Source organism: Paucibacter sp. B51, from assembly GCF_027863535.1.
GTDB classification, from domain to species: Bacteria; Pseudomonadota; Gammaproteobacteria; order Burkholderiales; family Burkholderiaceae_C; genus Paucibacter_A; species Paucibacter_A aquatilis.
The window spans coordinates 3,678,320-3,700,391 of record NZ_JAPIVN010000001.1 but is presented as its reverse complement, the minus strand read 5'-3'; the positions used below and the strand labels follow the sequence as shown (position 1 = coordinate 3,700,391).

Below are 22,072 nucleotides of genomic sequence, written 5' to 3'. Positions count from 1 at the left end.
CCACCTAAAATCGCAAGGCTGGGCAACCCGCAAGGGTAGCGCAGGCCGAGCCGCGCCGCAGCAAGCCCCAGCAAACGCGCCCGTTTGTTCATGCCACCGTCCTGTCAGGAAGCTTCCATGTCCTTGTTTGCCGCCGTCGAAATGGCCCCCCGTGACCCCATCCTGGGCCTCAACGAACAATTCAATGCCGATCCGAATCCGGCCAAGGTGAACCTGGGCGTGGGCGTCTACTTTGACGAAAACGGCAAGCTGCCGCTGCTGAAATGCGTGGCCGAGGCCGAGCGCGCCATGCTGGCCGACCCCAAGGCCCGGGGCTACTTGCCCATCGACGGCATCGCCGCCTACGACAAGGCCGTGCAAGGCCTGGTCTTCGGCGCAGACAGCGCCGTGCTGGCCGACAAGCGCGTGGCCACCGTGCAAGCCATAGGCGGCACCGGCGGTCTCAAGATTGGCGCCGATTTCCTCAAGCGCCTGAACCCCGGCGCCCGCGTGCTGATCTCCGACCCGTCCTGGGAAAACCATCGCGCCCTGTTCAGCAACGCCGGCTTCCAGGTCGAGACCTACCCCTACTTTGACGCCGCCAATCTGGGCGTCAACTTCGAAGGCATGCTGGCCGCGCTGAACAGCGCAGCAGCCGGCACGGTCGTCGTGCTGCACGCCTGCTGTCACAATCCCACCGGCTACGACCTGACCCCGGCCCAGTGGAGCCAGGTGGTCGAGGTGGTGAAGGCCCGTGGCCTGGTCGCCTTCCTGGACATGGCCTACCAAGGTTTCGGCGAAGGCATTGCCGAAGACGGCGCCGTCATCCAGCAGTTCCTGGCTTCCGGCCTGAACTTCTTTGTTTCGACCAGCTTTTCCAAGAGCTTCTCGCTCTACGGCGAGCGTGTCGGTGCGCTGAGCGTGGTCTGCGCCTCGGGTGAAGAAGCCAGCCGCGTGCTGAGCCAACTCAAGATCGTCATCCGCACCAACTACTCCAACCCGCCGACGCATGGCGCTCAGGTGGTGGCCACCGTGCTGTCCAGCCCGGCACTGCGTGCCCTGTGGGAAGAAGAACTGGCAGGCATGCGGCTGCGCATCCGCGCCATGCGCTCGGCCCTGGTCAGCGCCTTGCAGGCCGCAGGCGTCAGCCAGGACCTGAGCTTCGTCACCCGCCAGAAAGGCATGTTCAGCTACTCGGGCCTGAGCGCTGCCCAGATGCAGCGCCTGCGCAGCGAGTTCGGCATTTATGGTGTGGATTCGGGCCGCATCTGCGTAGCCGCGCTGAACGAGAAGAACCTGCCGGCCGTGGCCGCAGCCATGGCGGCGGTGCTGCGCGGCTGAGACCCTCAGCTCGGGTGAGACGCTCGCAGGACGCCCGGTTTTCGGGCGTCCTGCGCACAATTTCGGGTTTGTTCGCTGCGAGCTGTCACGCTTTTCACCGCTAATAGCCGACCATGCCGCTGTGCCGCGCGCGGTAAAATGCTGCGCTGCACAAAAGATTTCAGGCAAGATCGAGCTTCAGCAACCCAGCGCAGCCCCGCCCTCCCCCGCGATGCTGTGCGCCATGACCCCGAGGCCCACCCATGCTGTACCAGCTTTTTGAAACCCAGCGCGCGCTGATGAGCCCGTTCTCGGAGTTCGCCGCCGCCTCCGCCAAGCTTTACAGCCACCCGCTGTCCCCGTTCGCGCACACACCCATGGCGCAACGGGTGTCGGCCGGCCTCGACCTGATGCACCGCCTGGCCAAGGATTACGAAAAGCCGGAGTTCGACATCCGCAGCGTCGAGGTCAGCGGAACCGAGGTGGCAGTGCAGGAGCTGGTGCCCATCACCAAGCCCTTCTGCCGCCTGCTGCGCTTCAAGCGCTACACCGACAACCTGCAGGTGCTGACCGAGATGAAGGACCAGCCCACCGTGCTGGTCGTGGCGCCGCTCTCGGGCCACCACAGCACCCTGCTGCGCGACACCGTCAAGCAGCTTTTGAAAGAGCACAAGGTCTACATCACCGACTGGACCGATGCGCGCATGGTCTCACTGGAGGAAGGCCCCTTCCACCTCGACGACTACATCGCCTACGTGCAGGAGTTCATCCGCCACCTGGGCCCCGATTGCCATGTGATCTCGGTCTGCCAGCCCACCGTGCCCGTGCTGGCGGCCATCTCCCTGATGGCCAGCAATGGCGAAACCACGCCACGCAGCATGACCATGATGGGCGGCCCCATCGACGCCCGCAAGAGCCCGACCGCCGTCAACAACCTGGCCATGAACCGCAGCTTCAGCTGGTTCGAATCGAACGTGATCTATCGCGTGCCGACCAATTTCCCCGGTGCCGGCCGCGCCGTCTACCCGGGCTTCCTGCAGCACACCGGCTTTGTGGCCATGAACCCGGACCGCCACCTGAGCTCGCACTACGACTATTTCCTGGACCTGGTCCGCGGCGATGACGATGGCGCCGATGCCCACCGCAAGTTCTACGACGAATACAACGCCGTGCTGGACATGCCGGCCGAGTACTACCTGGACACCATCAAGACCGTGTTCCAGGACTTCGCCCTGGTCAACGGTACCTGGAAGGTCAATGGGCAGTTCGTGCGCCCCCAGGACATTCAAGGCACCGCCTTGCTGACCGTGGAAGGCGAGCTGGACGACATCTCCGGCGCCGGCCAGACCCGCGCCGCCCATGCCCTGTGCGCCGGCATCCCACCCGAGCACCAGTACCACTACGACGCCATCGGCGCCGGCCACTACGGCATCTTCTCCGGCCGCCGCTGGCGCGAGAAGGTCTACCCCGAGGTGCGCAACTTCATCGCCAAGTACGACCACGGTGAAGCCGCCGCCGAAGCGCAAGCCCAGGCCACCGTCAGCAAGGCGCGCAAGCCCCGAGAAAGCCGCGCCAAACCTTGAGCCTGATCGAGAAGACCGAGGCCAGCTCCCTGCTGGCCGAGCTGACGGCGCGCATCGACGCCGCCCTGCCCCAGACCCAGTGCACCCGCTGCGGCTATGTGGATTGCCGCGCCTATGCCGAGGCCGTGGCCCACGGCGAAGCCGGCATCAACCAATGCCCGCCGGGCGGCAACGAGGGCGTGGCGCGCCTGGCCGCCCTGACCGGCCGCCCCGTGCTGCCCTTGAGCGCCGAGCATGGCCAGGAGGGGCCGCGAGCGCTGGCCGTGATCGACGAAGCCTGGTGCATCGGCTGCACGCTGTGCATCAAGGCCTGCCCGGTCGATTGCATCGTCGGCGCGCCCAAGCAAATGCACCTGATCGTGGCTGAGCAATGCACGGGCTGCGAGCTCTGCGTGCCAGCCTGCCCGGTGGATTGCATTTCCATGCGCCCGGTCACGGGTGAGCAGACCGGCTGGTCGGCCTGGAGCCCGGCGCAAGCCGATGCTGCGCGCGATCGCTACGGCTTCCACCAGTTCAAAGCCGAGCGCGAGCTGCGCGACAACGCCGCCCGCCTGCAGGCCAAGGCCGAAGCCAAGCTGGCCGATCTGGCTGCCGCCTCCAAGCTGACCGCACCCGATGATCTTGAGCGCAAGCGCGCCGTGATCCAGGCCGCCCTGGCCCGTGCGCGAGCGCAACGCCAATGCTGAACCAGGCTCGGCTGCGAGGCCGAGCTACGGGCACAATCGCGCCTCATGAACGCGCAACAGATACACGGTTTTTTCTCCACGCTGCGCGCCGCCAACCCCAGTCCACAGACCGAGCTGGAGTACAGCAGCGTGTTCGAGCTGCTCGCGGCGGTGCTGCTCTCGGCCCAGGCCACCGATGTCGGCGTCAACAAGGCCACACGGCGCCTGTTCCCGGTGGCCAACACGCCGCAGAAAATCCTGGCCCTGGGCGAAGACGGCCTGAGCGAGTACATCCGCACCATCGGCCTGTACCGCAGCAAGGCGCGGCACCTGATCGCCACCTGCCAGATCCTGGTCGAGCAATATGGCGGCCAGGTTCCACGCACCCGCGAGGCGCTCGAGGCCCTGCCCGGCGTCGGCCGCAAGACCGCCAATGTGGTGCTCAATGTCGCCTTCGGCGAGCCGACCATGGCGGTGGACACGCATTTGTTCCGCCTCGGCAACCGCACCGGCCTGGCGCCCGGCAAGACACCGCTGGCGGTGGAGCAAGGCCTGCTCAAGCGCATTCCCGAGGAGTTTCTGATCGATGCGCACCACTGGCTGATCCTGCATGGCCGCTACGTCTGCAAGGCCCGCGCGCCCATGTGTGAGAGCTGCAGCGTCGCTACATTTTGTGACGAGGGCCGCCGCCTACAATCCCGGCTTGCCAGAGTAGGAACTGTTCCGAAAAAGCCCTAGGGAGCCACGGGAAACCATGCCAAGCCTCAACGACTTGATCGACCGCGTCGAGCGGTTGCTGTTGCGCCACGAAGAGTTGAAGCGCACCAATGCGCTGCTTCAGGAGCAGGTTCAGGCGCTGAGCCAGGAGCGCGACAGCCAGCGCTCGCGCCTGAATGCCGCGCGTGCGCGCATCGATGCCTTGCTGGAACGCCTGCCCGTCGAAAGTGAATCTGGAAAGAATAGTCCATGAAGCAAATGGAAGTGACCATCATGGGGCAGAGTTATCTGCTGGGCTGCCCCGAGGGTGGAGAAGCGGCGCTGAGCAAGGCCGTCAGCCAGGTCGACAAGGAAATGAGCGCCATCCGTGACGCCGGCCGCGTCAAGGCGCGCGAACGCATCGCCGTGCTGGCGGCCCTGAACCTGGCCTATCAACTGGCGGAGGAGAAGCCAACCAGTGCGCCGGCTGCGCGCAGCGCGGTCACGGCACCCAACGGCGCCGACCTGCCCGATCTCGACGGCCTGATCCGCCGCCTCGATGAAGCCCTGGGCCACGACGGACAATTGCTCTGAACTCCGTCGGCAAGCGGCCGGCTCGCCGTAGAATGCAGACGTCCATCGCATTCGCGTGAGCTCTATATTTCCTTGAACCGATGCTCTATGAGCAAGGGCTTGGAACATTGCCCAGCTGGTGTGATCGTCTCGCGTCAGATGAACCCGAAGTTCGGTTGACCTCGCCCACCTGAATCCCCCTGGGTTCAGGAATGCGGCTCACGGTTCGCGGTGGACACCTTTTTCCAGCATGCAAACGGCCCCTCACGGGCCGTTTGTGTTTCGCTGGATTGCCCAAGCTGGCGCCAGCGGCCGATTGACCCTGCGCCTGACCTCGCGCCTGACCATGAGTCCGCCCATGAACTACTGGTTGATGAAGTCCGAACCTTCGGAATGCTCCATCGATGATCTGGCGCAGGCGCCGGGTCAGCAACTGCCCTGGGTGGGCGTGCGCAACTACCAGGCACGCAACTTCATGCGCGATCAGATGCAGTTAGGTGATGGCGTGCTGTTCTATCACTCGTCCTGCCCCAAGCCGGAGCAGATCGGCATTGCCGGCCTGGCTCGCGTCGCCAGCCCGGCCTACCCCGATGCCACGCAGTTCGATCCGGCCAGCCCCTACTTCGACGCCAAAGCCACGGTCGAGTCACCGCGCTGGCTGCATGTGGATGTGCGCTTCGAGCGCAAGACGCGGCTGCTGAGCCTGGCCGAGCTGCGCGCCGAGCCGCGCCTGGCCAGCATGCGCTTGCTGCAGCCAGGCAGCCGCTTGTCAATCACGCCGGTCACGCCGGACGAATGGTCGGTGATCCTGTCGCTGCTGGGCTAGAGCCCGAGCCAGGTCACTGGATGCAGGCTCAAGCGCCGAAGGGAATCGAGGCCAGGACCACCTGATTGCCGCCCCGGCGCTGGGCTTCGTGCACGGCCGCTTCGCTGGCGTTCCAGAGCTCATCCTGCTTGGAAGCCGTGTGCGGGAAGCTGCACACGCCCATGGACAAGGACAAGCCCATGTCCTGGCCGTTCAGCACGATGATCTGCGCCATGCACTGGCGACGCAGCTGCTCCATGCGCGCATGCGCCGTGGCCAGGCCCACACCCGACAGCAAGACGGCAAAGCGGCTGTGGCCGACACGGCAGGCCGCATCCATGGCGCGGGTGTTGGCGCGCAGCATGCGGCCCATGCCTTCGAGCAGACGCTGATTGGCCTCTTCGCCCAAGGCCTGGATGGCGGCGGGCGCCGGGTCCAGGGCAATGATGACGAGAGCAAACTCGCGATGCTCACGGGTCGAAAGGTCGATTTCACGCAGCAGCGCATCGTCGAACTGCGCCTGGAGGTAGAGGCCCGAGACCTCGTCACGGCCGCTGCCCTGTTGCAGCTCACGGCGGATCTGCTCCAGGGCTTTTTGCTGCTGCTCCAGTTGCTGCAGGGCACGCTGTAAATGGCTTTCGCGGTGCCGCTCTTCGGTGCGTTCTTGCCAGACAGACAGCACAAATTCGGTGCCCAAGCCGGCCCGGGTGACGGTGAACTCGCGCCGGCGCCCGCCCAACTCCAGGCGATGCTCGCTGACGGTGACCGAGCGCTGCGCCATCACCGCCTGTTCGACGCGGCGCATGGCCACCACCTCCTCGGCGCGCATCAGGTCGTTGTCAACGCTGCCGACCACCGAGCTCTCACTGCGCTCGAACAAGCGGTCCAGGCCCGGGCTGGCGAACACATAGCGGCCCGTGGCCAGGGACTTGATGGCAGCCAGCAAGTTCAGCGGCTCGATCAAGCTGAGCAGGGTCGCCCCCATGTCGCTGGCCACCGCCCCATGCCCGGCCAACCAATGAGCCAAACTGCCCTGAGCGGGTGGCACGGCGTGGTCAGGGGCGGCTGGATTGTTCATGAGGTCTCAGTCGTTCAATCATTCAGGGTCGACGCACACAGGCTGACGGGACGAGCAGGCCAGCGAGACCTTCGCTCACTCGCGCGCCATTTTGGGGAACCGCGCAAGCTTTCGGGCACTGTAGATGGCTTCGCGCCCGCGAATCAAGCAAGTGTGCACAGGCCCGGGGTTCTCCCCCTAACTTGGCAACAGCTTGCATCCTAGCGAAGTGCAGCCTGGGCTCTGGTCGATCCAAATGCAAATTTCTTCACGGTTCGTCCCTAGATCACGCCCAGCGCCGTATTCAAGCGATATCGGCCTCTTCAGAACCATCTCAAGGACCGATGCTGCGGCTGCGGGACAATTGCTGCACTCTTTGCAATGCCTTGCAGTTCTCGCCGCATCAACGAGGGGCAGGCGCGGCATTGACGCAACAGCTTTCACCCCGGGCACAGCGCATCTGCCCGCCCCGAACACATCAACCGCATTCATGCATTTCGACCTCGTCATCATCGGCGCCGGCGCCGCAGGACTTTTTTGTGCCGGCCAAGCCGGTCAACGCGGCCTCAAGGTGCTGCTGATCGACCATGCCGAGCGCGTGGCCGAAAAGATTCGCATTTCAGGCGGCGGCCGCTGCAACTTCACCAACCGCGACGTCGGCCCGGCCAATTTCCTCTCCGACAACCCCGCCTTCTGCCGCTCGGCCCTAGCGCGCTACAGCAGCCAGGACTTCATCGCCCTGGTGCAAAAACACGGCATCGCCTTCCACGAAAAGCACAAGGGCCAGCTGTTCTGCGACGACTCCAGCGACCAGATCATCCAGATGCTGCTCAAGGAATGTGCGGCCGGCGGCGTGGAGCGCTGGCAGCCATGCAGCGTGCAAGAGCTGCAGACCCTGAGCGCCGAATCGACAGAGGCCTCGGCGGCCCGATTCGAGCTGCACACCACGCGCGGGCAGGTGCGCGCGCACTCGGTGGTGGTGGCCACAGGCGGCCTGCCCGTGCCCAAGATCGGCGCCACCGATTGGGGCCTGCGCCTGGCCAAGCGCTTCGGTCATGCCATCGTCGAGCCCCGCCCGGCCCTGGTGCCACTGACCTTCGACGAGCAGGCTTGGGCGCCCTTTTCGGCGCTGGCGGGCCTGTCACTGCCGGTCGCGGTCAGCACCGGCCAGGGCAAGGTCAAGGCGCGCTTTCTGGAAGACCTGCTCTTCACCCACCGCGGCCTGAGCGGCCCGGCCATCCTGCAAATCTCCAGCTTCTGGACCGAGGGCCAAGCCTTGCAGATCGATCTGGCGCCCGAGCACAAGCTGCTGCCCTTGCTGCAGAGCGCCAAGCGGGAATCCAAGCGGCAGCTGGGCAACGAACTGGCCAGCCTGTTCCCGCAACGCCTGGCCCAGGCCTGGCTGGAACGCCTGGGCCTCGCCAGCCAGCGTCCCATGCCGGAATGCAAGGACAAAGACCTGCAGAACCTGGCGCAACAGCTGCAAGCCTGGTCGCTGATTCCCAACGGCAGCGAGGGTTGGCGCAAGGCCGAGGTGATGCGCGGCGGCGTCGACACGCGCGAGCTGAACTCGCAGAACATGGAGAGCAAACGGGTGCCGGGCCTGTATTTCATCGGCGAAGTGGTGGACGTCACCGGCTGGCTGGGAGGCTATAACTTCCAGTGGGCCTGGGCCAGCGCGGCGGCCTGCGCGCGCTCTTTGCATGCGAATACCGCAATCGCTTGAAAATCAGGCTACAATCTTCGTCTTTGCTGGCAAACCTGCGCGTCGATTCGCAACGCTTCTGAAGCGGAATCCGGATAAGCCGTTTCAGACACTGAATTCAAAATGTCTTGAATGAAGTACTTGGCGAACACCGAGCGCATATTGAAGGAACTACCTTTTCATGACCACGATTCGCGTCAAAGAGAACGAGCCGTTTGATGTGGCCCTGCGCCGTTTCAAGCGCACCATCGAAAAACTGGGCCTGCTGACCGACCTGCGCGCCCGCGAGTTTTACGAGAAGCCCACGGCTGAGCGTAAGCGCAAGAAGGCAGCCGCCGTCAAGCGTCACTACAAGCGCGTTCGCAGCATGCAGCTGCCGAAGAAGCTGTACTGATCGCCTGATTGCCTCGGCAGTTCCTCTGGAACCGCTACACGGCCGAAAAAACCCGCACAGGACGCTGTAGCGGGTTTTTTTTGATCTCGAACCTGCGCAAACGCAGGCACACTGCGCGCCGAGAGCACGTTGGTCCCGCGTGCAACGCACCCACCTATTCCAAGACACCCAGGATTTGCCATGAGCTTGAAAGACCGCATCACCGACGACATGAAGGCCGCCATGCGCGCCAAGGACAGCGAGCGCCTGACCACCATTCGGGGTCTGCTCGCCGCCATCAAGCAAAAAGAAGTCGATGAACGCGTGGAACTGGACGAAGCCGGTGTGATCGCCATCGTCGACAAGCTGATCAAGCAGCGCAAAGACTCGATCAGCCAGTTCAGCGCGGGCGGCCGCCCTGACCTCGCTGAGAAGGAGCAGGCAGAGTTGCAAGTGCTGGAGCCCTACCTGCCGCAACGCATGTCGGCGGAGGAAGTGGCAGCCGCCGTGCAAGCCATCGTCGCTGAGCTGGGCGCCAAGGGACCGGGCGATATGGGCAAGGTCATGGGCGCCGTGAAGGCGCAGCTGGCAGGCAAGGCCGATATGGGCCTGGTCTCGGCCGCGGTCAAGCAAGCTCTGAGCCAGTGATTCCGGGACGAAGCCCTGCCATGAGCCTGCCCGCGCAAACCATCGCCCCCGATTTCTGCGTCTCGCCACAGCTGCAACCCGAGGCCATGGCCTTGGCGGCACAAGCCGGTTTCCGCAGCGTGATCAACAACCGCCCTGACTTCGAAGGCGGCCCGGATCAGCCCACTACGGCGCAAATGGAAGCAGCCGCACGAGCTGCCGGTCTGGAGTACCGCCATCTGCCGGTCAGCGGCAGCTACCAGTCACCGGAAGAGATCGTGCAGTTCCATCAGCTGCTGAACAGCCTGCCCAAGCCCATCCTGGCCTTTTGCCGTTCAGGCGCACGCTCGACCCGTCTCTATACGGCCGCCTCGGTGCTCTGAAGCTCCGCCCATTCAATGCCCAAGGGCCTGCGTCGATGCAGGCCCTTTTTTCATGGGCAAAGCGAACCAGCCTAGGACTTGCCCTAGGACAGGCCCCACAAAGGCTCCAAGCCTGGGTGTCAGCTCTTACAGTGCAGGCTTGCCACGCGGGGCTGGCCAGGCCGGCAACCCTGCGCAAGCCCTTGCGGGCCCTCTGCCCCAGAAAATGCATTGGAGACCACCTTGAATTCCCTCCTCAAAGTCTCAGGCCTGATTGACGGCCTGAGCCGTTTCATCGGCCGCTGGGTCATCTGGCTGGTGCTGGCATCCACGGTCATCAGTGCGGTCAACGCCATCATCCGCAAGGTCTTCAACTACAGCTCGAACGCATTCCTGGAACTGCAGTGGTATCTGTTCGCCGCGTCCTTTTTGCTGGCCGCTGGTTACACCCTGCTCAACAACGAGCATGTGCGGATTGACGTGGTGGTCGGCCGCTTCTCCAGGCGCGTGCAAACCTGGATTGATGTCTTCGGCCTGCTGGCCTTCCTGATGCCCATGTGCGTGACTGTGCTGTGGCTGGGCACGCCTTTCTTTCTGCAGGCCTGGCGCTCGGGAGAGATTTCATCCAACGCCGGAGGCCTGATCGTCTGGCCTGTCTACGCCTTGATCCCCTTGGGATTCAGCCTCTTGCTGCTGCAGGGCCTGAGTGAGCTGATCAAGCGCCTGGCCTTCCTGCAAGGCCTGGCACCCGACCCCGGCATCAAGGTGCAGCAGCGCAGCCCGGAGGAAGAGTTGGCCGAGGCCATCCGCTTGGCTGCCGAAAGGCAGCAAGAAGCGCTGCAAGCCCCCCACGACCACAAGAAGGCCTGAGGAAGCGCCCACCATGGAATTCATCGCCAACAACCTGGCCCCGATCATGTTCGCGGGGCTCATCGTGTTCCTGCTCATGGGCTTTCCGGTGGCCTTCAGCCTCGGTGCCTGCGGCCTCTTCTTCGGTTTTGTCGGCATCGAGCTGAACGTGCTGCCCGCCTCCCTGATGCAGGCCCTGCCCTTGCGCATCTTCGGCATCATGAAGAACGACACGTTGCTGGCCATTCCCTTCTTTACCTTGATGGGATTGATCCTGGAGCGCTCGGGCATGGCCGAGGACCTGCTGGACACCATCGGCCAACTCTTCGGCCCCATCCGTGGCGGCCTGGCGTTCGCAGTGATCTTCGTGGGCGCCCTGCTGGCGGCCACCACTGGGGTGGTGGCGGCTTCGGTGATCTCGATGGGTCTGATCTCCCTGCCCATCATGCTGCGCTACGGCTATGACCGGCGCGTGGCTTCGGGCGTGATTGCCGCATCCGGCACGCTGGCGCAAATCATTCCGCCCTCGCTGGTGCTCATCATCCTGGCCGACCAGTTGGGCAAGAGCGTGGGCGATATGTACAAGGGTGCATTTCTGCCGGGCTTCATCCTGACCGGGCTGTACACCCTCTACATCGTCGGGCTGGCTGTGTTCAAGCCGCACTGGGTGCCAGCCCTGCCTCTGGAGGCGCGCTCCATCCGCGAGGACAACGGCCAAAGCGGTCTGCGCTCACTGGCCGTGCTGGCCACGGTCTCGACCGGCTTGGCCGTTCTGTTCGGCCAGCACTACCGGGAGGTGACCGAGTACTTCAAGGGCGAGGCGGTGGCCAGCGTGGCGACGGATGAGACCATCGTCGTGGCCATGTCGGTCGGTGTGGGTGTGGCTTTCATCGCTTCAGTGCTCAACAAGGCATTGCGACTGAACCTGCTTTCGCGCATGGCCGAGCGCGTCACCTTTGTGTTGATCCCACCACTGGCGCTGATTTTTCTGGTGCTGGGCACTATCTTCCTCGGCATCGCCACGCCCACCGAAGGCGGCGCCATGGGCGCCATGGGTGCACTGTTGATGGCCGCCATGCGGGGCCGCATGTCGTCTGGCCTCTTGCGCCAAGCCCTGACCAGCACCACCAAGCTGTCCTGCTTTGTGGTCTTCATTCTGGTGGGCTCCACCATCTTCAGCCTGAGTTTCCAAGGCGTGGACGGCCCCAAATGGGTGGAGCATTTGCTCAGCGCACTGCCCGGAGGCCAGATCGGATTCCTGATCTTCGTCAACGTGCTGATCTTCGTGCTGGCCTTCTTCCTGGACTTCTTCGAGCTGTCCTTCATTGTTGTGCCCCTGCTCGGCCCAGTGGCCGAGAAGCTGGGCATCGACCTGATCTGGTTCGGCGTGCTGTTGGGCGTCAATATGCAGACCTCCTTCATGCACCCGCCCTTTGGTTTCGCCCTGTTCTATCTGCGCAGCGTGGCCCCACTGACCGAGTACATCGACAAGCTGACCCAGCGCCGCATTGCACCAGTCACCACCGGCCAAATCTACTGGGGCGCCGTGCCCTTCGTGCTGATCCAGATCGTCATGGTGGGTCTGATCATCGCCTTCCCCAACCTGGTCTCGGGTGGCATGGGCCAGGCGGCCAGCAGCACGGACAACGCCAACGTGGTGATCGAAGCCCAACCACAAAGCGAATCCGGCAATGCCATCGAGATGGACGCCAACAAGCTCTTTGGCCCCGCTGACGAACCGGCTTCAGCAGCCTCCTCTGCAGCCCCTGCAGCTCCCTCTGGAGCCGGCAAAGCGTCGGCAGGCCACATCGACCCGCTGGAGGCCGCAGCCGAAGCCAGCCGCAAGCCCTGACGATCAATTCACGCGCATCGCGCCCATAAAAAAAACCCGGCCTTGGCCGGGTTTTGTTTTGTCTGAGCGACTCGAGGCTTAGAACTTCTGCGATTGCATGAAGTCGTCAAACCCAGCTTCAGCAAAGCGGAACCAGAGATTCTGTTCGCGGCGGAAATTGGAATAGTCCTCGTAGACCTTTTTCCAGTTCGCGTTCTTGCTGCCCAGTTCGGCGTAAATGGACATGGACTCCTTGAACGCCGCATCCATCACATCCTTGGGGAAACGGAACAGCTTGGTGCCACCCTTGACCAGTTCGCGCAGGGCGCCCGGGTTCTTGGCGTCGTACTTGGCTTGCATATCGACATGGGCGACCGCCGCTGCGCATTCCACGATGGCCTTGTACTCGGGATTCAGGGCATCGAACGACTTGGTGTTGATGTAGAAGTCCAGCTGCGGGCCGCCTTCCCACCAGCCCGGGTAGTAGTAGTTGGGCGCCACTTTGTTGAAGCCCAATTTCTGATCGTCGTAGGGCCCCACCCACTCGGCCGCATCGATGGTGCCTTTTTCCAGAGACTGATAGATCTCACCACCCGGGATGTTCTGCGGCACGCCGCCCATGCGTTCCAGCACGCGACCGGCAAAACCACCAATCCGCATCTTCATGCCCTTGATATCGGCCAGGCTCTTCACCTCCTTGCGATACCAGCCGCCCATCTGCGCACCGGTGTTGCCGCCCGGGAAGTTGATGATGTTGTAGCCGCGGTAGAACTCGCGCATCAGCTTGAGGCCGTTGCCCTCAACCATCCAGGCGGTCATCTGGCGGCTGTTCAGGCCAAAAGGGATGGCGCAGCCCAAGGCGAAGACTTCATCCTTGCCATGGAAGTAATAGGGCGCCGTGTGCGCGATCTCGACTGTCCCCTCCTTGACCGCATCCACCACACCAAAAGGAGGCATCAGCTCGCCGCCGGCATGCACGGAGATCTGGAACTTGCCCCCGGTCATTTCGCCGACCTTTTTGGCGAACACATCGGCCGCGCCAAAAATGGTGTCCAAGGACTTGGGAAAGCTGGAGGCCAAGCGCCAGCGCAAGGTGGTCTGGGCGTGAACAATGGCCGGAGCGGAACCTGCGGCCAAAACGCCCGCAAGCCCGGCGCCACGAATGAAGGTACGACGCGTCATCTCTTGTCTCCTGGTGAAATGGTGCTTCAAGTAGCGAGCTGATTCTAGGAGGCGAGCTCCTCGCCTCCTTCACCGGAGAAACCCCTGCGCGAGGCGTCAGCGGGGCGTCAGGCGATGCTCAGCTGCCGGCCAGTTTCATGCGCGAGATCAGCATGGAGCCAACCGTCTTGCCGCCCAGGGTGTAGCGATCGGTACCGAGCCCGACGATGTCCTGGAACATGGACTTCAGATTGCCGGCAATGGTCACCTCATGGACGGGGAAGGCGATCTCGCCGTTCTCCACCCAGTAGCCGCTGGCACCACGTGAATAGTCACCGGTCACCGAGTTGACGCCCTGCCCCATCAACTCAGTCACAAAAAGGCCGGTGCCGAGGCGGCGCAGCATGGTGCGCAAATCATCGCCAGGGGCCGTCAGGCGGCTGCTCATGCTCAGATTGTGCGAGCCGCCGGCATGGCCGGTGGTGCGCATGCCCAGCTTGCGCGCGGAATAGGTGGACAAGAAGTAACCCTGCAGCACACCGGCCTCGACCACGCTGCGCGCGCGGGTGGTGACGCCTTCGTCATCGAAAGGCGAGCTGGCCTTGCCTTTGCGCTCGTGCGGGTCTTCATGGATGTCGATGTGCGAGGCCAGCACGCTCTGGCCCAGACTGTCGAGCAGGAAGCTGGCACGGCGGTACAGCGCCCCCCCGCTGACCGCCTGCACCAGGGCACCCAGCAAGCCGGCTGCGGCCGTGTTCTCGAACAAGACCGGCACCTCGGCCGTGCCGACCTTGCGGGCCTTCAGGCGCGACAGGGCCCGCTCGGCGGCATAACGGCCAATGGCCTCGGGCGCCGCCAGCTCCTGCGCATCGCGCATCGAGCTGTACCAGGCGTCACGCTGCATCTGCGCGCCACGGCCCGCAATCGGCGCCACCGAGATCGAGTGACGCGAGCTGGCATAACCACCGCGAAAGCCGCGGCTGTTGCCCATGTAGAAATGCGACTGCTGCGCCGACACGGCCGCGCCCTCGCTGTTGGCGATGCGATTGTCGGTGGCAAAAGCCGCTTCTTCACAGCGCAGGGCGATGGCCGCGGCCGCCTGCGCGTCGATGGCCCAGGGGTGGAACAGGTCCAGGTCCGGGCGGCTGGCCGCGTCCAGGGACAGGTCTTGCTCGTCGGGCAGACCGGCCACCGGGTCCTCGGCCGTGAAGCGGGCGATGTCAAACGCCGCGCGCACCGTGTCTTGCAGGGCCTTGGGCGAGAAATCCGAGGTGCTGGCATTGCCGCGGCGCTGGCCCAGGTAGACCGAGATGCCCAGCGACTTGTCGCGGTTGCGCTCGACGTTCTCCAACTGGCCCAGGCGGGTGGACACCGACAGGCCGCAGCCCTCGGACACCTCGGCGCCGGCGTCGCTGGCGCCCAGGCGCTTGGCCTCGGCCAACACATCCTCGATCAACTGCTGGAACTGCTCCACCTTGTACGCAAATCCACTGCCATTCGCGGACGATGCAGACATGGCAGACGAGGAGACAGGCTTGGATGTAGAGGTCATGGAGGGCGCGCAAACGTGAGAGAAAAGGGCCCGAGCGCCAAGCGCACCGACCCAGACACCGCGCGCGCCGCACACAGGCGCACGCGCGGAGATTCAGAACTGGGGGACAATCATACGAGTCGCAGCGCCCTGCTGCCGGGGCCGGGCCCATGCGCCCACTGCCTTCTCCCCTATCCCGACGCCGCATCATGAGAACACAAGAAGATCTGCACGACGAAGACGACGATTTCGACCGCCCCAGCAAAAGCCAGCTCAAGCGCGAAAGCCACGTCCTGCAGAGCCTGGGCGAAGACCTGCTGACCCTGCCGGCCAGCCGCCTCGAGCCGCTGAACCTGCCGGAGATCTTGCTCGATGCCCTGCGCATGGCCAAGAAGATCACCTCGCACGAAGGCCGCCGCCGCCAGATGCAGTACATCGGCAAACTGATGCGCCGTGTCGACCCCGAGCCCATCCGCCAGGCTGTGGCCGCCTACAAGCTGGGCCATGCCAAGGACAGCCTCGCCCTGCACGAGAGCGAAGCCTGGCGTGAGCGCCTGCTGGCCGACGACAACGCGCTGCAGAGCTTCATCGCTGGTCATGCCGGCATCGATGTGCAGCAGCTGCGCAGCCTCGTGCGCGCCGCCCGCAAGGACGCCGCCAACGAGCCTGAGAAGCGCAGCGGCCGCGCCTTCCGGGAGCTGTTCCAGTTCATCAAGACCGAGCGCCTGCGCGTCAACCCGACGACCGAAGGCGAATCGGCAGACGACGCGGACGAGGACGAACAGGCATGAGTGAGACCGCGCTGGCGCCCCTGCCAGCCACACCCGAGCCGGTGCGCATCGGCATTGTTTCCATCAGTGACCGTGCATCCAGCGGCGTCTACGAAGACAAGGGCCTGCCGGCCCTGCAGAGCTGGCTGAGCGAGGCCCTGCACAACCCGATCAAGTTCGTGCCGCGCCTGATCCCCGACGAGCGGCCCTTGATTGCGCAAACCCTGCGCGAGCTGGTCGATGCGGCGGGCTGCCACCTGGTGCTGACCACCGGCGGCACCGGTCCGGCGCTGCGCGACGTCACGCCCGAAGCCACGCTGGACGTAGCCGACAAGGAGATGCCTGGCTTTGGTGAGCAGATGCGCCAGATCTCCCTGCGCTTTGTGCCCACGGCCATCCTCTCGCGCCAGGTGGCGGTGATCCGCGGCCAGGCCTTGATCATCAATCTGCCGGGTCAGCCCAAAGCCATCGCCGAAACGCTGGAAGGCCTGCGCGACGCCGAGGGCCAGAGCTTGGTGCCCGGCATTTTTGCGGCCGTGCCCTACTGCCTGGACCTGATCGGCGCGCCGTATCTGGAAACACGCGAAGCGAAGTGCAAGGCCTTCCGGCCCAAGACGGCCATCCGCCAGCGGGCTTGAGCCGGCAGAGCAGCGTCAGCCCCAGACCCTGATTATCGGGGCCTTCACTTGACCAGCTGGTTCAGCGACGCGGCGTCGAAGTCCTCGCATTGCCGCGCGCCCGCCGGCACACAATCACCCAGCTGGGCCGGCGCTGCCGCCGACAGCTTGCAGACCGCCTGCCACAGCAAAGCGATTTGATGCTCATGGCCGGCGGCGCTGTCGATCAGGCCCCGCATGGCTTGCGCCACCGGGTCATCACCCTGGCTGACCCCGTAGGCCGAGAAGCCCATCTTGGCCGCCTGCTCTTCGCGGCGGGCATCGGCCTTGGCTTCGATGATGCGGGCCGGGTTGCCCACCGCCGTGGCATTGGCCGGCACCGGGCGCGTGACCACCGCGCCCGAACCGATGCGCGCGCCCGCCCCCACCGTGAAGCCGCCCAGCACGCAGGCATGGGCACCGACGATGACACCGGCCTCCAGGGTCGGGTGGCGCTTGGCGCCCTTGACCAGCGAGGTGCCACCCAGGGTCACGCCCTGGTAAATCGTGCAGCCTTCGCCGATCTCGGCCATCTCACCGATCACCACGCCCATGCCGTGGTCGATGAACACACGGCGGGCGATGGTGGCACCCGGGTGGATCTCGATGCCGGTCAGGAAGCGACTCAAGTGCGAGATGAACCGCCCGATCCAACGCAGGCCGTGGCGCCAGCACCAATGCGCGCGGCGATGCATCCACAGCGCATGCAGGCCCGGATAACAGGTCAGCACCTCCCAGGTCGACCGGGCAGCCGGGTCGCGCTCAAGGATGCAGGCGATGTCTTCGCGGAGGCGCTGGAACATGGGGCGTCAAAGGAAACAGGGGTCGTCCAGTTTAGCGGTGGCAGCAAAAGCCCGTTCAAGAGCGGCTGATAAGCCAGGAGCGGCGCTTCAGGCGGCGCGCCTCAGGTGTCAGGCGTCACGTTGATGCGGCTCCACCATGGCCCGCGCAATGCCGCGCAGGATGTGGACTTCCTCGGTGCTCAGCTGTGCGCGGTTGAAGAGCTGGTTCAGGCGCGGCATCAGCTTGCGGGGCGCGGCCGGGTCCAGAAAGCCGATCTGCTCCAGCGAGGCCTGCAGATGCGTGAGCAAGCCCTGCAACGCGCGCGCGTCGGCCAGATTCGGGTCGGGCGTGCGCGCGGCCACGCTGAAGCCACCCAGCGCCTGGCGCCAGTCGTAGGCCAGCAGCTGCACGGCCTGGGCCAGGTTCAAGGAGCCGTAGTCCGGGTGGGTGGGAATCGACAGCACCGCGTGGCAGCGGTACACGTCTTCATTGCTCATGCCGTAGCGCTCGGAGCCGAAGACCAGGCCCAGCTTGTGCTCGGAGGCCGCCAGCTCGGCAAACAAGGCGCGTGGCTCGCGCACCGGCGGGCCGAAGTCGCGCGGCGTCATGGCCGTGGCGCAGGCAAAGGTGACGCCGTCAAGCGCTTCTTCCAGGCCGTCGACGATGCGCGCCCGAGTGAGGATGTCGGCCGCGCCGCTGGCCATGGCCACCGTTTCTTCCTGGCTCAGCACATCGGCAAAGCGCGGCCGCACCAGCACCAGCTCGGAAAAACCCATCACCTTCATGGCCCGGGCGGTGGCGCCCACATTGCCGGGGTGGCTGGTCTGAATCAAGACAAAACGTGTCATATCAACGCGGGGCACCGGGGTCAGCCGGGCAGAATCGGGAAAGATCGGCCAAGGAATCGCTAGGCAAAACCCGCGCCTCGGTTAAAATGCGGGATTATCCTAGGCTCCCCGGCCTGAACCCGAACAGTTTCAGACCGGCCGCGGCACTAGAGACGCTCTTTTTCTTCGCCAGTCCACCTCAACCCTCCTTCTTCAGGCAAGGTTTCACGCATGTCGCAGCAAGCTTCACTCCATCCCATGCTCAATGTCGCCATCAAGGCGGCACGCGCAGCTGGCGCCATCATCAACCGCGCCTCGATGGACCTCGATATCCTGAAGATCAACACCAAGTCGCCCAATGACTTCGTAACCGAGGTGGACCAAGCGGCAGAAAAAGTCATCATCGAAACCCTGCTCCAGGCCTACCCTGACCACGGCATCCTCGCCGAAGAGTCGGGTCGCGAGTACGGCGCCAAGCATTCCGAATTCGTCTGGATCATCGATCCCCTGGACGGCACCACCAACTTCATCCACGGCCTGCCCATGTACTGCGTGTCGATCGCGCTGGCACACCGCGGCGTGGTGCAGCAGGCGGTCGTCTACGACCCGACCCGCAACGACCTGTTCTACGCCACCAAGGGCCGCGGCGCTTTCCTGAACGACCGCCGCCTGCGCGTCTCCAAGCGCACCCGCTTGAGCGACGCCCTGATCGGCACCGGCTTCCCCTTCCGCCGCGGCGACAACTTCAAGCGCTATATGAAGATGTTCGAAGCGGTGATGGTCGAGTGCGCCGGCCTGCGCCGCCCGGGTGCCGCCGCCCTGGACCTCTGCTATGTGGCCGCCGGCTACTACGACGCCTTCTTCGAGACCGGCCTGCAGCCCTGGGATGTGGCCGCGGGCTCGCTGATCATCACCGAAGCCGGTGGCCTGATCGGCAACTTCACCGGCGAAGCCGACTTCCTGCACCAGCGCGAAGTGGTGGCCGGCAGCCCCAAGATCTACGGGCAGCTTGTGCAGATCCTGGCGCCCTACACCCGCGTGATCACGGCGGAAGAGGCCGAGGGCGATGCCAAGCCGGCAGACGCCAAGGCCGCCGGCAAGAAGAAGACCGCAGACGCTGCGGGCGTTGTGGCCGCAGACGCTGCCGCCGCACCGAAGAAGCGCGCCGCGGTGCGCATCCGCAAGGATGAACTGGGTGGCGAAGGCGCTTAAACTGCGCGCTGAGCTGTCTCAGCACCCCTGACCGACAAAGCCCTCCGCCCGAGGGCTTTGTTCATTTCTGACGCCCGCATCACCGACGCCCGCATCCCGACCATGAGCCACGCCCCGGATTTCTCTGCCCACACGCCGGTGATGGCGCAGTACCTGCGCATCAAGCACGAGCACCCCGAGGAGCTGGTGTTCTTCCGCATGGGCGACTTTTACGAGGTCTTCTTCGACGACGCCCGCAAGTGCAACCAGCTGCTCGACATCACCCTGACCACCCGCGGCCAGAGCGCCGGCGAGCCGGTGGTGATGGCCGGCGTGCCGGTCCATGCGCTGGAGAGTTATCTGGCCAAGCTGATCAAGCTGGGCGAGGCGGTGGCCATTGCCGAACAGGTGGGCGATGTGGCCACCTCCAAAGGTCCGGTCGAGCGCAAGGTGGTGCGTGTGGTCACGCCCGGCACGGTCACCGACAGCGAGCTGCTGGCCGACAAGCAGGACTCGGTGCTGCTCTCGGTCGTTCAGCAAGGCAAGACCCACGGCCTGGCCTGGCTCTCGCTGACCCAGGGTCAGTTGGGCCTGGCCGAATGCACCGAGCGTGAGCTGCCCTCCTGGCTGGCGCGCCTGAGCCCGGCCGAGGTGCTGGTGGACCGCGAGCGCCAGCCCGCCGCCGTGCTGGCCGCGCGCGCGCCCATCACCAACCGCCCGAGCTGGCAGTTCGACACCGCCCTGGGTGCCCGCAAGCTCTGCGAGCAGCTCGGCGTGGCCAGCCTGGCCGGCTACAACGCCCAGCAGATGACGGCGGCGCAAGCCGCGGCGGCCGCCCTGCTCAGCTATGCCGAACACACCCAGGGCCGGGCCCTGGCCCATGTGCGCGCGCTCAGCGTCCAGCGCAGCAGCGAACTGCTGGACCTGCCGCCCGCCACCCAGCGCAATCTGGAACTGACGCAAACCCTGCGTGGCGAGACCAGCCCCACCCTGCTCTCCTTGCTCGACAGCTGCCGCACCGGCATGGGCAGCCGCGCCCTGCGCCACTGGCTGCTGCACCCCAAGCGCGAACGCGCCGAGGCCCTGGCACGCCATGGCGCCATCGCCGCCCTGCTGCAGGCCCGGCCCGAGCCGCTGCGCGAGGCGCTGCGCCAGGTGTCGGATGTCGAGCGCATCGCCGCCCGCATCGCCCTGCGCCAGGTGCGCCCGCGAGAGCTGGCCGGCCTGCGCGCCACCCTGCACATCCTGCCCGAGCTGCAACAGACCGTGCCCGCCGGCAGCAGCGAACTGCTGGATCAGCTGGCCCAGGGCCTGCTCGCCTCACCCGAGCTGGAGCAGATGCTGAGCCGCGCGATTGCCGAAGAGCCGGCCGTTCTGGTGCGCGACGGTGGCGTGATCGCCAGTGGCTTCGATGCTGAACTGGACGAGCTGCGCGCCATCCAGAACAACTGCGACGCCTTCCTGCTGGACCTGGAAACCCGCGAGCGTGCACGCACCGGCATCCCCAATCTGCGCGTGCAATTCAACAAAGTCCATGGCTTCTACATCGAGGTGACGCAGGGCCAAGTGGACAAGGTGCCGAGCGACTACCAGCGCCGCCAGACCTTGAAGAACGCCGAGCGCTACATCACGCCCGAGCTCAAGGCCTTCGAAGACAAGGCCTTGTCGGCGCAGGAGCGCTCGCTGGCGCGCGAGAAGCTGCTGTTCGAGCAGCTGATCGACTGGCTGATCGAATCGCTGCAGCCACTCTCGGCCCTGGGCCGTGCCCTGGCCAGCCTGGACGCCCTGGCGGCCCTGGCCGAGCGCGCCGCCACGCTCAACTGGTGCCGGCCGGAGTTCGTCAACCAACCCTGCATCGACATCAGCCAGGGCCGCCACCCGGTGGTGGAATCGCGCCTGCGCGAAACCGGCGCCGGCGAGTTCATGGCCAACGACTGCCGGCTCGATGCGCGCACCCGTATGGCCGTGATCACCGGCCCGAATATGGGCGGCAAGAGCACCTTCATGCGCCAGGTGGCCTTGATCAGCCTGCTGGCGGCCATCGGCAGCTATGTGCCGGCCAGCGCCTGCCGGCTGGGGCCCATGGATGCCATCCACACCCGCATCGGCGCGGCCGACGACCTGGCCAATGCCCAGTCCACCTTCATGCTGGAAATGACCGAGGGCGCGGCGATTCTGCACAGCGCCACCGAGCAGTCCCTGGTGCTGATGGACGAGATCGGCCGCGGCACCTCGACCTTCGACGGACTGGCCCTGGCCGGCGCCATCGCCAGCCATCTGCATGACAAGAGCCGCGCCTTCACGCTCTTTGCCACCCATTATTTCGAACTGACCGAGTTCCCCAGCAAGCACCCGCAAGCCATCAACTGCCATGTCGGCGCGGTCGAGAGCGGCGACGACATCGTCTTCCTGCACGAGATCCAGCCCGGCCCGGCCAGCCGCAGCTATGGCGTGCAGGTGGCACGTTTGGCCGGCATGCCCGCCTCCCTGGTGCGCCAGGCGCGGGCCACGCTGGAGGCCCTGGAGGCCAAAGCCGGCGAAGGCCAGGCGCAGATCGACTTGTTTGCGCCACCACCGGCCGCGCCCGAGCCGCCGCCTGTCTCGCAAGCGACAAGCGCGCTGAGCCAAGCCATCAATGATGTGGACCCCGACACGCTCACGCCGCGCGAAGCGCTGGACCTGGTCTACCGGCTCAAGAAGCTGAGCCAGGCCGAGTAGCCCTGCCGCC

22 protein-coding genes and 1 other RNA gene are annotated in these 22,072 nt (G+C 65.2%); 18 read left to right on the top strand and 5 right to left on the bottom strand.

The genetic code is table 11. The annotated features are described in order from the left end of the window. Nucleotides 1-117 precede the first annotated feature (117 nt). The 8 genes from OOB33_RS15800 (at nt 118) to OOB33_RS15770 (ending at nt 5,642) form a co-directional block, all read left to right on the top strand. Nucleotides 118-1,320 carry an amino acid aminotransferase gene (locus tag OOB33_RS15800; protein WP_271009371.1) on the top strand — a complete coding sequence of 401 codons (1,203 nt, stop codon included), beginning with the start codon at nt 118-120 and terminating at the stop codon, nt 1,318-1,320. Nucleotides 1,321-1,562: 242 nt separating this feature from the next. Then, entirely contained in the window at nt 1,563-2,882 is a 1,320-nt protein-coding gene (locus OOB33_RS15795) for a polyhydroxyalkanoate depolymerase (protein ID WP_271009370.1), read from the top strand. Next, nucleotides 2,879-3,568: an electron transport complex subunit RsxB gene (gene rsxB, locus OOB33_RS15790; RefSeq protein WP_271009369.1), complete on the top strand. Its 690-nt coding sequence runs from the start codon at nt 2,879-2,881 to the stop codon at nt 3,566-3,568. Before OOB33_RS15795 ends, rsxB begins: the two co-directional genes overlap by 4 nt. 45 nt (nt 3,569-3,613) lie before the next feature. After that, the gene (gene nth / locus OOB33_RS15785; RefSeq protein WP_102770303.1) at nt 3,614-4,285 is read left to right on the top strand and encodes an endonuclease III; all 672 of its coding nucleotides are present in this window, start codon (nt 3,614-3,616) and stop codon (nt 4,283-4,285) included. Nucleotides 4,286-4,301: 16 nt separating this feature from the next. After that, nucleotides 4,302-4,517 carry a cell division protein ZapB gene (gene zapB, locus OOB33_RS15780; RefSeq protein WP_102770302.1) on the top strand — a complete coding sequence of 72 codons (216 nt, stop codon included), beginning with the start codon at nt 4,302-4,304 and terminating at the stop codon, nt 4,515-4,517. Continuing rightward, nucleotides 4,514-4,837 (top strand): cell division protein ZapA, encoded by a 324-nt coding sequence (locus OOB33_RS15775; protein ID WP_102770301.1) that lies wholly within the window; start codon nt 4,514-4,516, stop codon nt 4,835-4,837. Before zapB ends, OOB33_RS15775 begins: the two co-directional genes overlap by 4 nt. A 38-nt stretch (nt 4,838-4,875) precedes the next feature. Beyond that, nucleotides 4,876-5,056, top strand: a non-coding RNA gene (ssrS, locus tag OOB33_RS24585) — 6S RNA. Nucleotides 5,057-5,174: 118 nt separating this feature from the next. Beyond that, on the top strand, nt 5,175-5,642 hold the full coding sequence (locus tag OOB33_RS15770) for an EVE domain-containing protein (protein ID WP_102770454.1): 468 nt from the start codon (nt 5,175-5,177) through the stop codon (nt 5,640-5,642). A 28-nt stretch (nt 5,643-5,670) separates the two neighbouring features. Here OOB33_RS15770 and OOB33_RS15765 read toward each other — a convergent pair whose 3' ends face one another. Further along, a complete protein-coding gene (locus tag OOB33_RS15765; RefSeq protein WP_271009368.1) occupies nt 5,671-6,699 on the bottom strand; it encodes a GGDEF domain-containing protein in 1,029 nt (342 codons plus the stop codon). A gap of 469 nt (nt 6,700-7,168) precedes the next feature. On the opposite strand from OOB33_RS15765, the gene OOB33_RS15760 reads away from it, so the two are divergent. The 6 genes from OOB33_RS15760 (at nt 7,169) to OOB33_RS15735 (ending at nt 12,446) form a co-directional block, all read left to right on the top strand. Continuing rightward, the gene (locus OOB33_RS15760) at nt 7,169-8,404 is read left to right on the top strand and encodes an NAD(P)/FAD-dependent oxidoreductase (RefSeq protein ID WP_102770299.1); all 1,236 of its coding nucleotides are present in this window, start codon (nt 7,169-7,171) and stop codon (nt 8,402-8,404) included. Between the two features lie 160 nt (nt 8,405-8,564). Next, on the top strand, nt 8,565-8,777 hold the full coding sequence (gene rpsU / locus OOB33_RS15755) for a 30S ribosomal protein S21 (protein WP_007833691.1): 213 nt from the start codon (nt 8,565-8,567) through the stop codon (nt 8,775-8,777). A 180-nt stretch (nt 8,778-8,957) separates the two neighbouring features. Continuing rightward, the gene (locus OOB33_RS15750; RefSeq protein ID WP_102770298.1) at nt 8,958-9,404 is read left to right on the top strand and encodes a GatB/YqeY domain-containing protein; all 447 of its coding nucleotides are present in this window, start codon (nt 8,958-8,960) and stop codon (nt 9,402-9,404) included. 20 nt (nt 9,405-9,424) lie between these two features. Further along, nucleotides 9,425-9,766: a TIGR01244 family sulfur transferase gene (locus OOB33_RS15745; protein ID WP_171826234.1), complete on the top strand. Its 342-nt coding sequence runs from the start codon at nt 9,425-9,427 to the stop codon at nt 9,764-9,766. A gap of 222 nt (nt 9,767-9,988) precedes the next feature. After that, on the top strand, nt 9,989-10,615 hold the full coding sequence (locus OOB33_RS15740) for a TRAP transporter small permease subunit (RefSeq protein WP_102770453.1): 627 nt from the start codon (nt 9,989-9,991) through the stop codon (nt 10,613-10,615). A gap of 13 nt (nt 10,616-10,628) precedes the next feature. Next, nucleotides 10,629-12,446: a TRAP transporter large permease gene (locus OOB33_RS15735; protein ID WP_271009367.1), complete on the top strand. Its 1,818-nt coding sequence runs from the start codon at nt 10,629-10,631 to the stop codon at nt 12,444-12,446. A 78-nt stretch (nt 12,447-12,524) separates the two neighbouring features. On the opposite strand, the gene OOB33_RS15730 is transcribed toward OOB33_RS15735, so the two are convergent. Further along, nucleotides 12,525-13,607: a TRAP transporter substrate-binding protein gene (locus OOB33_RS15730; protein ID WP_271009366.1), complete on the bottom strand. Its 1,083-nt coding sequence runs from the start codon at nt 13,605-13,607 to the stop codon at nt 12,525-12,527. A gap of 118 nt (nt 13,608-13,725) precedes the next feature. Next, nucleotides 13,726-15,102 carry a metalloprotease PmbA gene (gene pmbA, locus OOB33_RS15725; RefSeq protein WP_271009365.1) on the bottom strand — a complete coding sequence of 459 codons (1,377 nt, stop codon included), beginning with the start codon at nt 15,100-15,102 and terminating at the stop codon, nt 13,726-13,728. Nucleotides 15,103-15,326: 224 nt separating this feature from the next. Here pmbA and yjgA point away from each other — a divergent pair, with 224 nt between their 5' ends. Continuing rightward, nucleotides 15,327-15,908: a ribosome biogenesis factor YjgA gene (yjgA, locus tag OOB33_RS15720; RefSeq protein ID WP_271009364.1), complete on the top strand. Its 582-nt coding sequence runs from the start codon at nt 15,327-15,329 to the stop codon at nt 15,906-15,908. Continuing rightward, nucleotides 15,905-16,525, top strand: coding sequence for a molybdopterin adenylyltransferase (gene mog, locus OOB33_RS15715; RefSeq protein ID WP_271009363.1), 621 nt, complete (start codon nt 15,905-15,907; stop codon nt 16,523-16,525). The genes yjgA and mog overlap by 4 nt, the downstream gene beginning before the upstream one ends. A 44-nt stretch (nt 16,526-16,569) precedes the next feature. On the opposite strand, the gene cysE is transcribed toward mog, so the two are convergent. Together cysE and OOB33_RS15705 are read right to left on the bottom strand one after the other, a co-directional pair. Beyond that, nucleotides 16,570-17,346, bottom strand: a complete 777-nt coding sequence (gene cysE, locus OOB33_RS15710; RefSeq protein WP_271009362.1) for a serine O-acetyltransferase — start codon at nt 17,344-17,346, stop codon at nt 16,570-16,572. Nucleotides 17,347-17,454: 108 nt separating this feature from the next. Next, on the bottom strand, nt 17,455-18,174 hold the full coding sequence (locus OOB33_RS15705; RefSeq protein ID WP_271009361.1) for an RNA methyltransferase: 720 nt from the start codon (nt 18,172-18,174) through the stop codon (nt 17,455-17,457). Nucleotides 18,175-18,384: 210 nt separating this feature from the next. Between OOB33_RS15705 and OOB33_RS15700 the strand changes: the two genes are divergently transcribed. Together OOB33_RS15700 and mutS are read left to right on the top strand one after the other, a co-directional pair. Then, nucleotides 18,385-19,365: an inositol monophosphatase family protein gene (locus OOB33_RS15700; protein WP_271009360.1), complete on the top strand. Its 981-nt coding sequence runs from the start codon at nt 18,385-18,387 to the stop codon at nt 19,363-19,365. Nucleotides 19,366-19,467: 102 nt separating this feature from the next. Further along, nucleotides 19,468-22,062: a DNA mismatch repair protein MutS gene (gene mutS, locus OOB33_RS15695; RefSeq protein ID WP_271010066.1), complete on the top strand. Its 2,595-nt coding sequence runs from the start codon at nt 19,468-19,470 to the stop codon at nt 22,060-22,062. Nucleotides 22,063-22,072 lie beyond the last annotated feature (10 nt).

Coding starts and splice junctions, on each gene's coding strand:
- OOB33_RS15705 (WP_271009361.1), bottom strand. CDS start 18,174: ATGACACGTTTTGTCTTGATTCAGACCAGCCACCCCGGCAATGTGGGC.
- nth (WP_102770303.1), top strand. CDS start 3,614: ATGAACGCGCAACAGATACACGGTTTTTTCTCCACGCTGCGCGCCGCC.
- pmbA (WP_271009365.1), bottom strand. CDS start 15,102: ATGTCTGCATCGTCCGCGAATGGCAGTGGATTTGCGTACAAGGTGGAG.
- OOB33_RS15730 (WP_271009366.1), bottom strand. CDS start 13,607: ATGACGCGTCGTACCTTCATTCGTGGCGCCGGGCTTGCGGGCGTTTTG.
- mutS (WP_271010066.1), top strand. CDS start 19,468: ATGAGCCACGCCCCGGATTTCTCTGCCCACACGCCGGTGATGGCGCAG.
- OOB33_RS15775 (WP_102770301.1), top strand. CDS start 4,514: ATGAAGCAAATGGAAGTGACCATCATGGGGCAGAGTTATCTGCTGGGC.
- mog (WP_271009363.1), top strand. CDS start 15,905: ATGAGTGAGACCGCGCTGGCGCCCCTGCCAGCCACACCCGAGCCGGTG.
- yjgA (WP_271009364.1), top strand. CDS start 15,327: ATGAGAACACAAGAAGATCTGCACGACGAAGACGACGATTTCGACCGC.
- OOB33_RS15765 (WP_271009368.1), bottom strand. CDS start 6,699: ATGAACAATCCAGCCGCCCCTGACCACGCCGTGCCACCCGCTCAGGGC.
- OOB33_RS15735 (WP_271009367.1), top strand. CDS start 10,629: ATGGAATTCATCGCCAACAACCTGGCCCCGATCATGTTCGCGGGGCTC.
- OOB33_RS15750 (WP_102770298.1), top strand. CDS start 8,958: ATGAGCTTGAAAGACCGCATCACCGACGACATGAAGGCCGCCATGCGC.
- OOB33_RS15760 (WP_102770299.1), top strand. CDS start 7,169: ATGCATTTCGACCTCGTCATCATCGGCGCCGGCGCCGCAGGACTTTTT.
- OOB33_RS15770 (WP_102770454.1), top strand. CDS start 5,175: ATGAACTACTGGTTGATGAAGTCCGAACCTTCGGAATGCTCCATCGAT.
- OOB33_RS15795 (WP_271009370.1), top strand. CDS start 1,563: ATGCTGTACCAGCTTTTTGAAACCCAGCGCGCGCTGATGAGCCCGTTC.
- OOB33_RS15745 (WP_171826234.1), top strand. CDS start 9,425: ATGAGCCTGCCCGCGCAAACCATCGCCCCCGATTTCTGCGTCTCGCCA.
- rpsU (WP_007833691.1), top strand. CDS start 8,565: ATGACCACGATTCGCGTCAAAGAGAACGAGCCGTTTGATGTGGCCCTG.
- cysE (WP_271009362.1), bottom strand. CDS start 17,346: ATGTTCCAGCGCCTCCGCGAAGACATCGCCTGCATCCTTGAGCGCGAC.
- OOB33_RS15800 (WP_271009371.1), top strand. CDS start 118: ATGTCCTTGTTTGCCGCCGTCGAAATGGCCCCCCGTGACCCCATCCTG.
- OOB33_RS15700 (WP_271009360.1), top strand. CDS start 18,385: ATGTCGCAGCAAGCTTCACTCCATCCCATGCTCAATGTCGCCATCAAG.
- zapB (WP_102770302.1), top strand. CDS start 4,302: ATGCCAAGCCTCAACGACTTGATCGACCGCGTCGAGCGGTTGCTGTTG.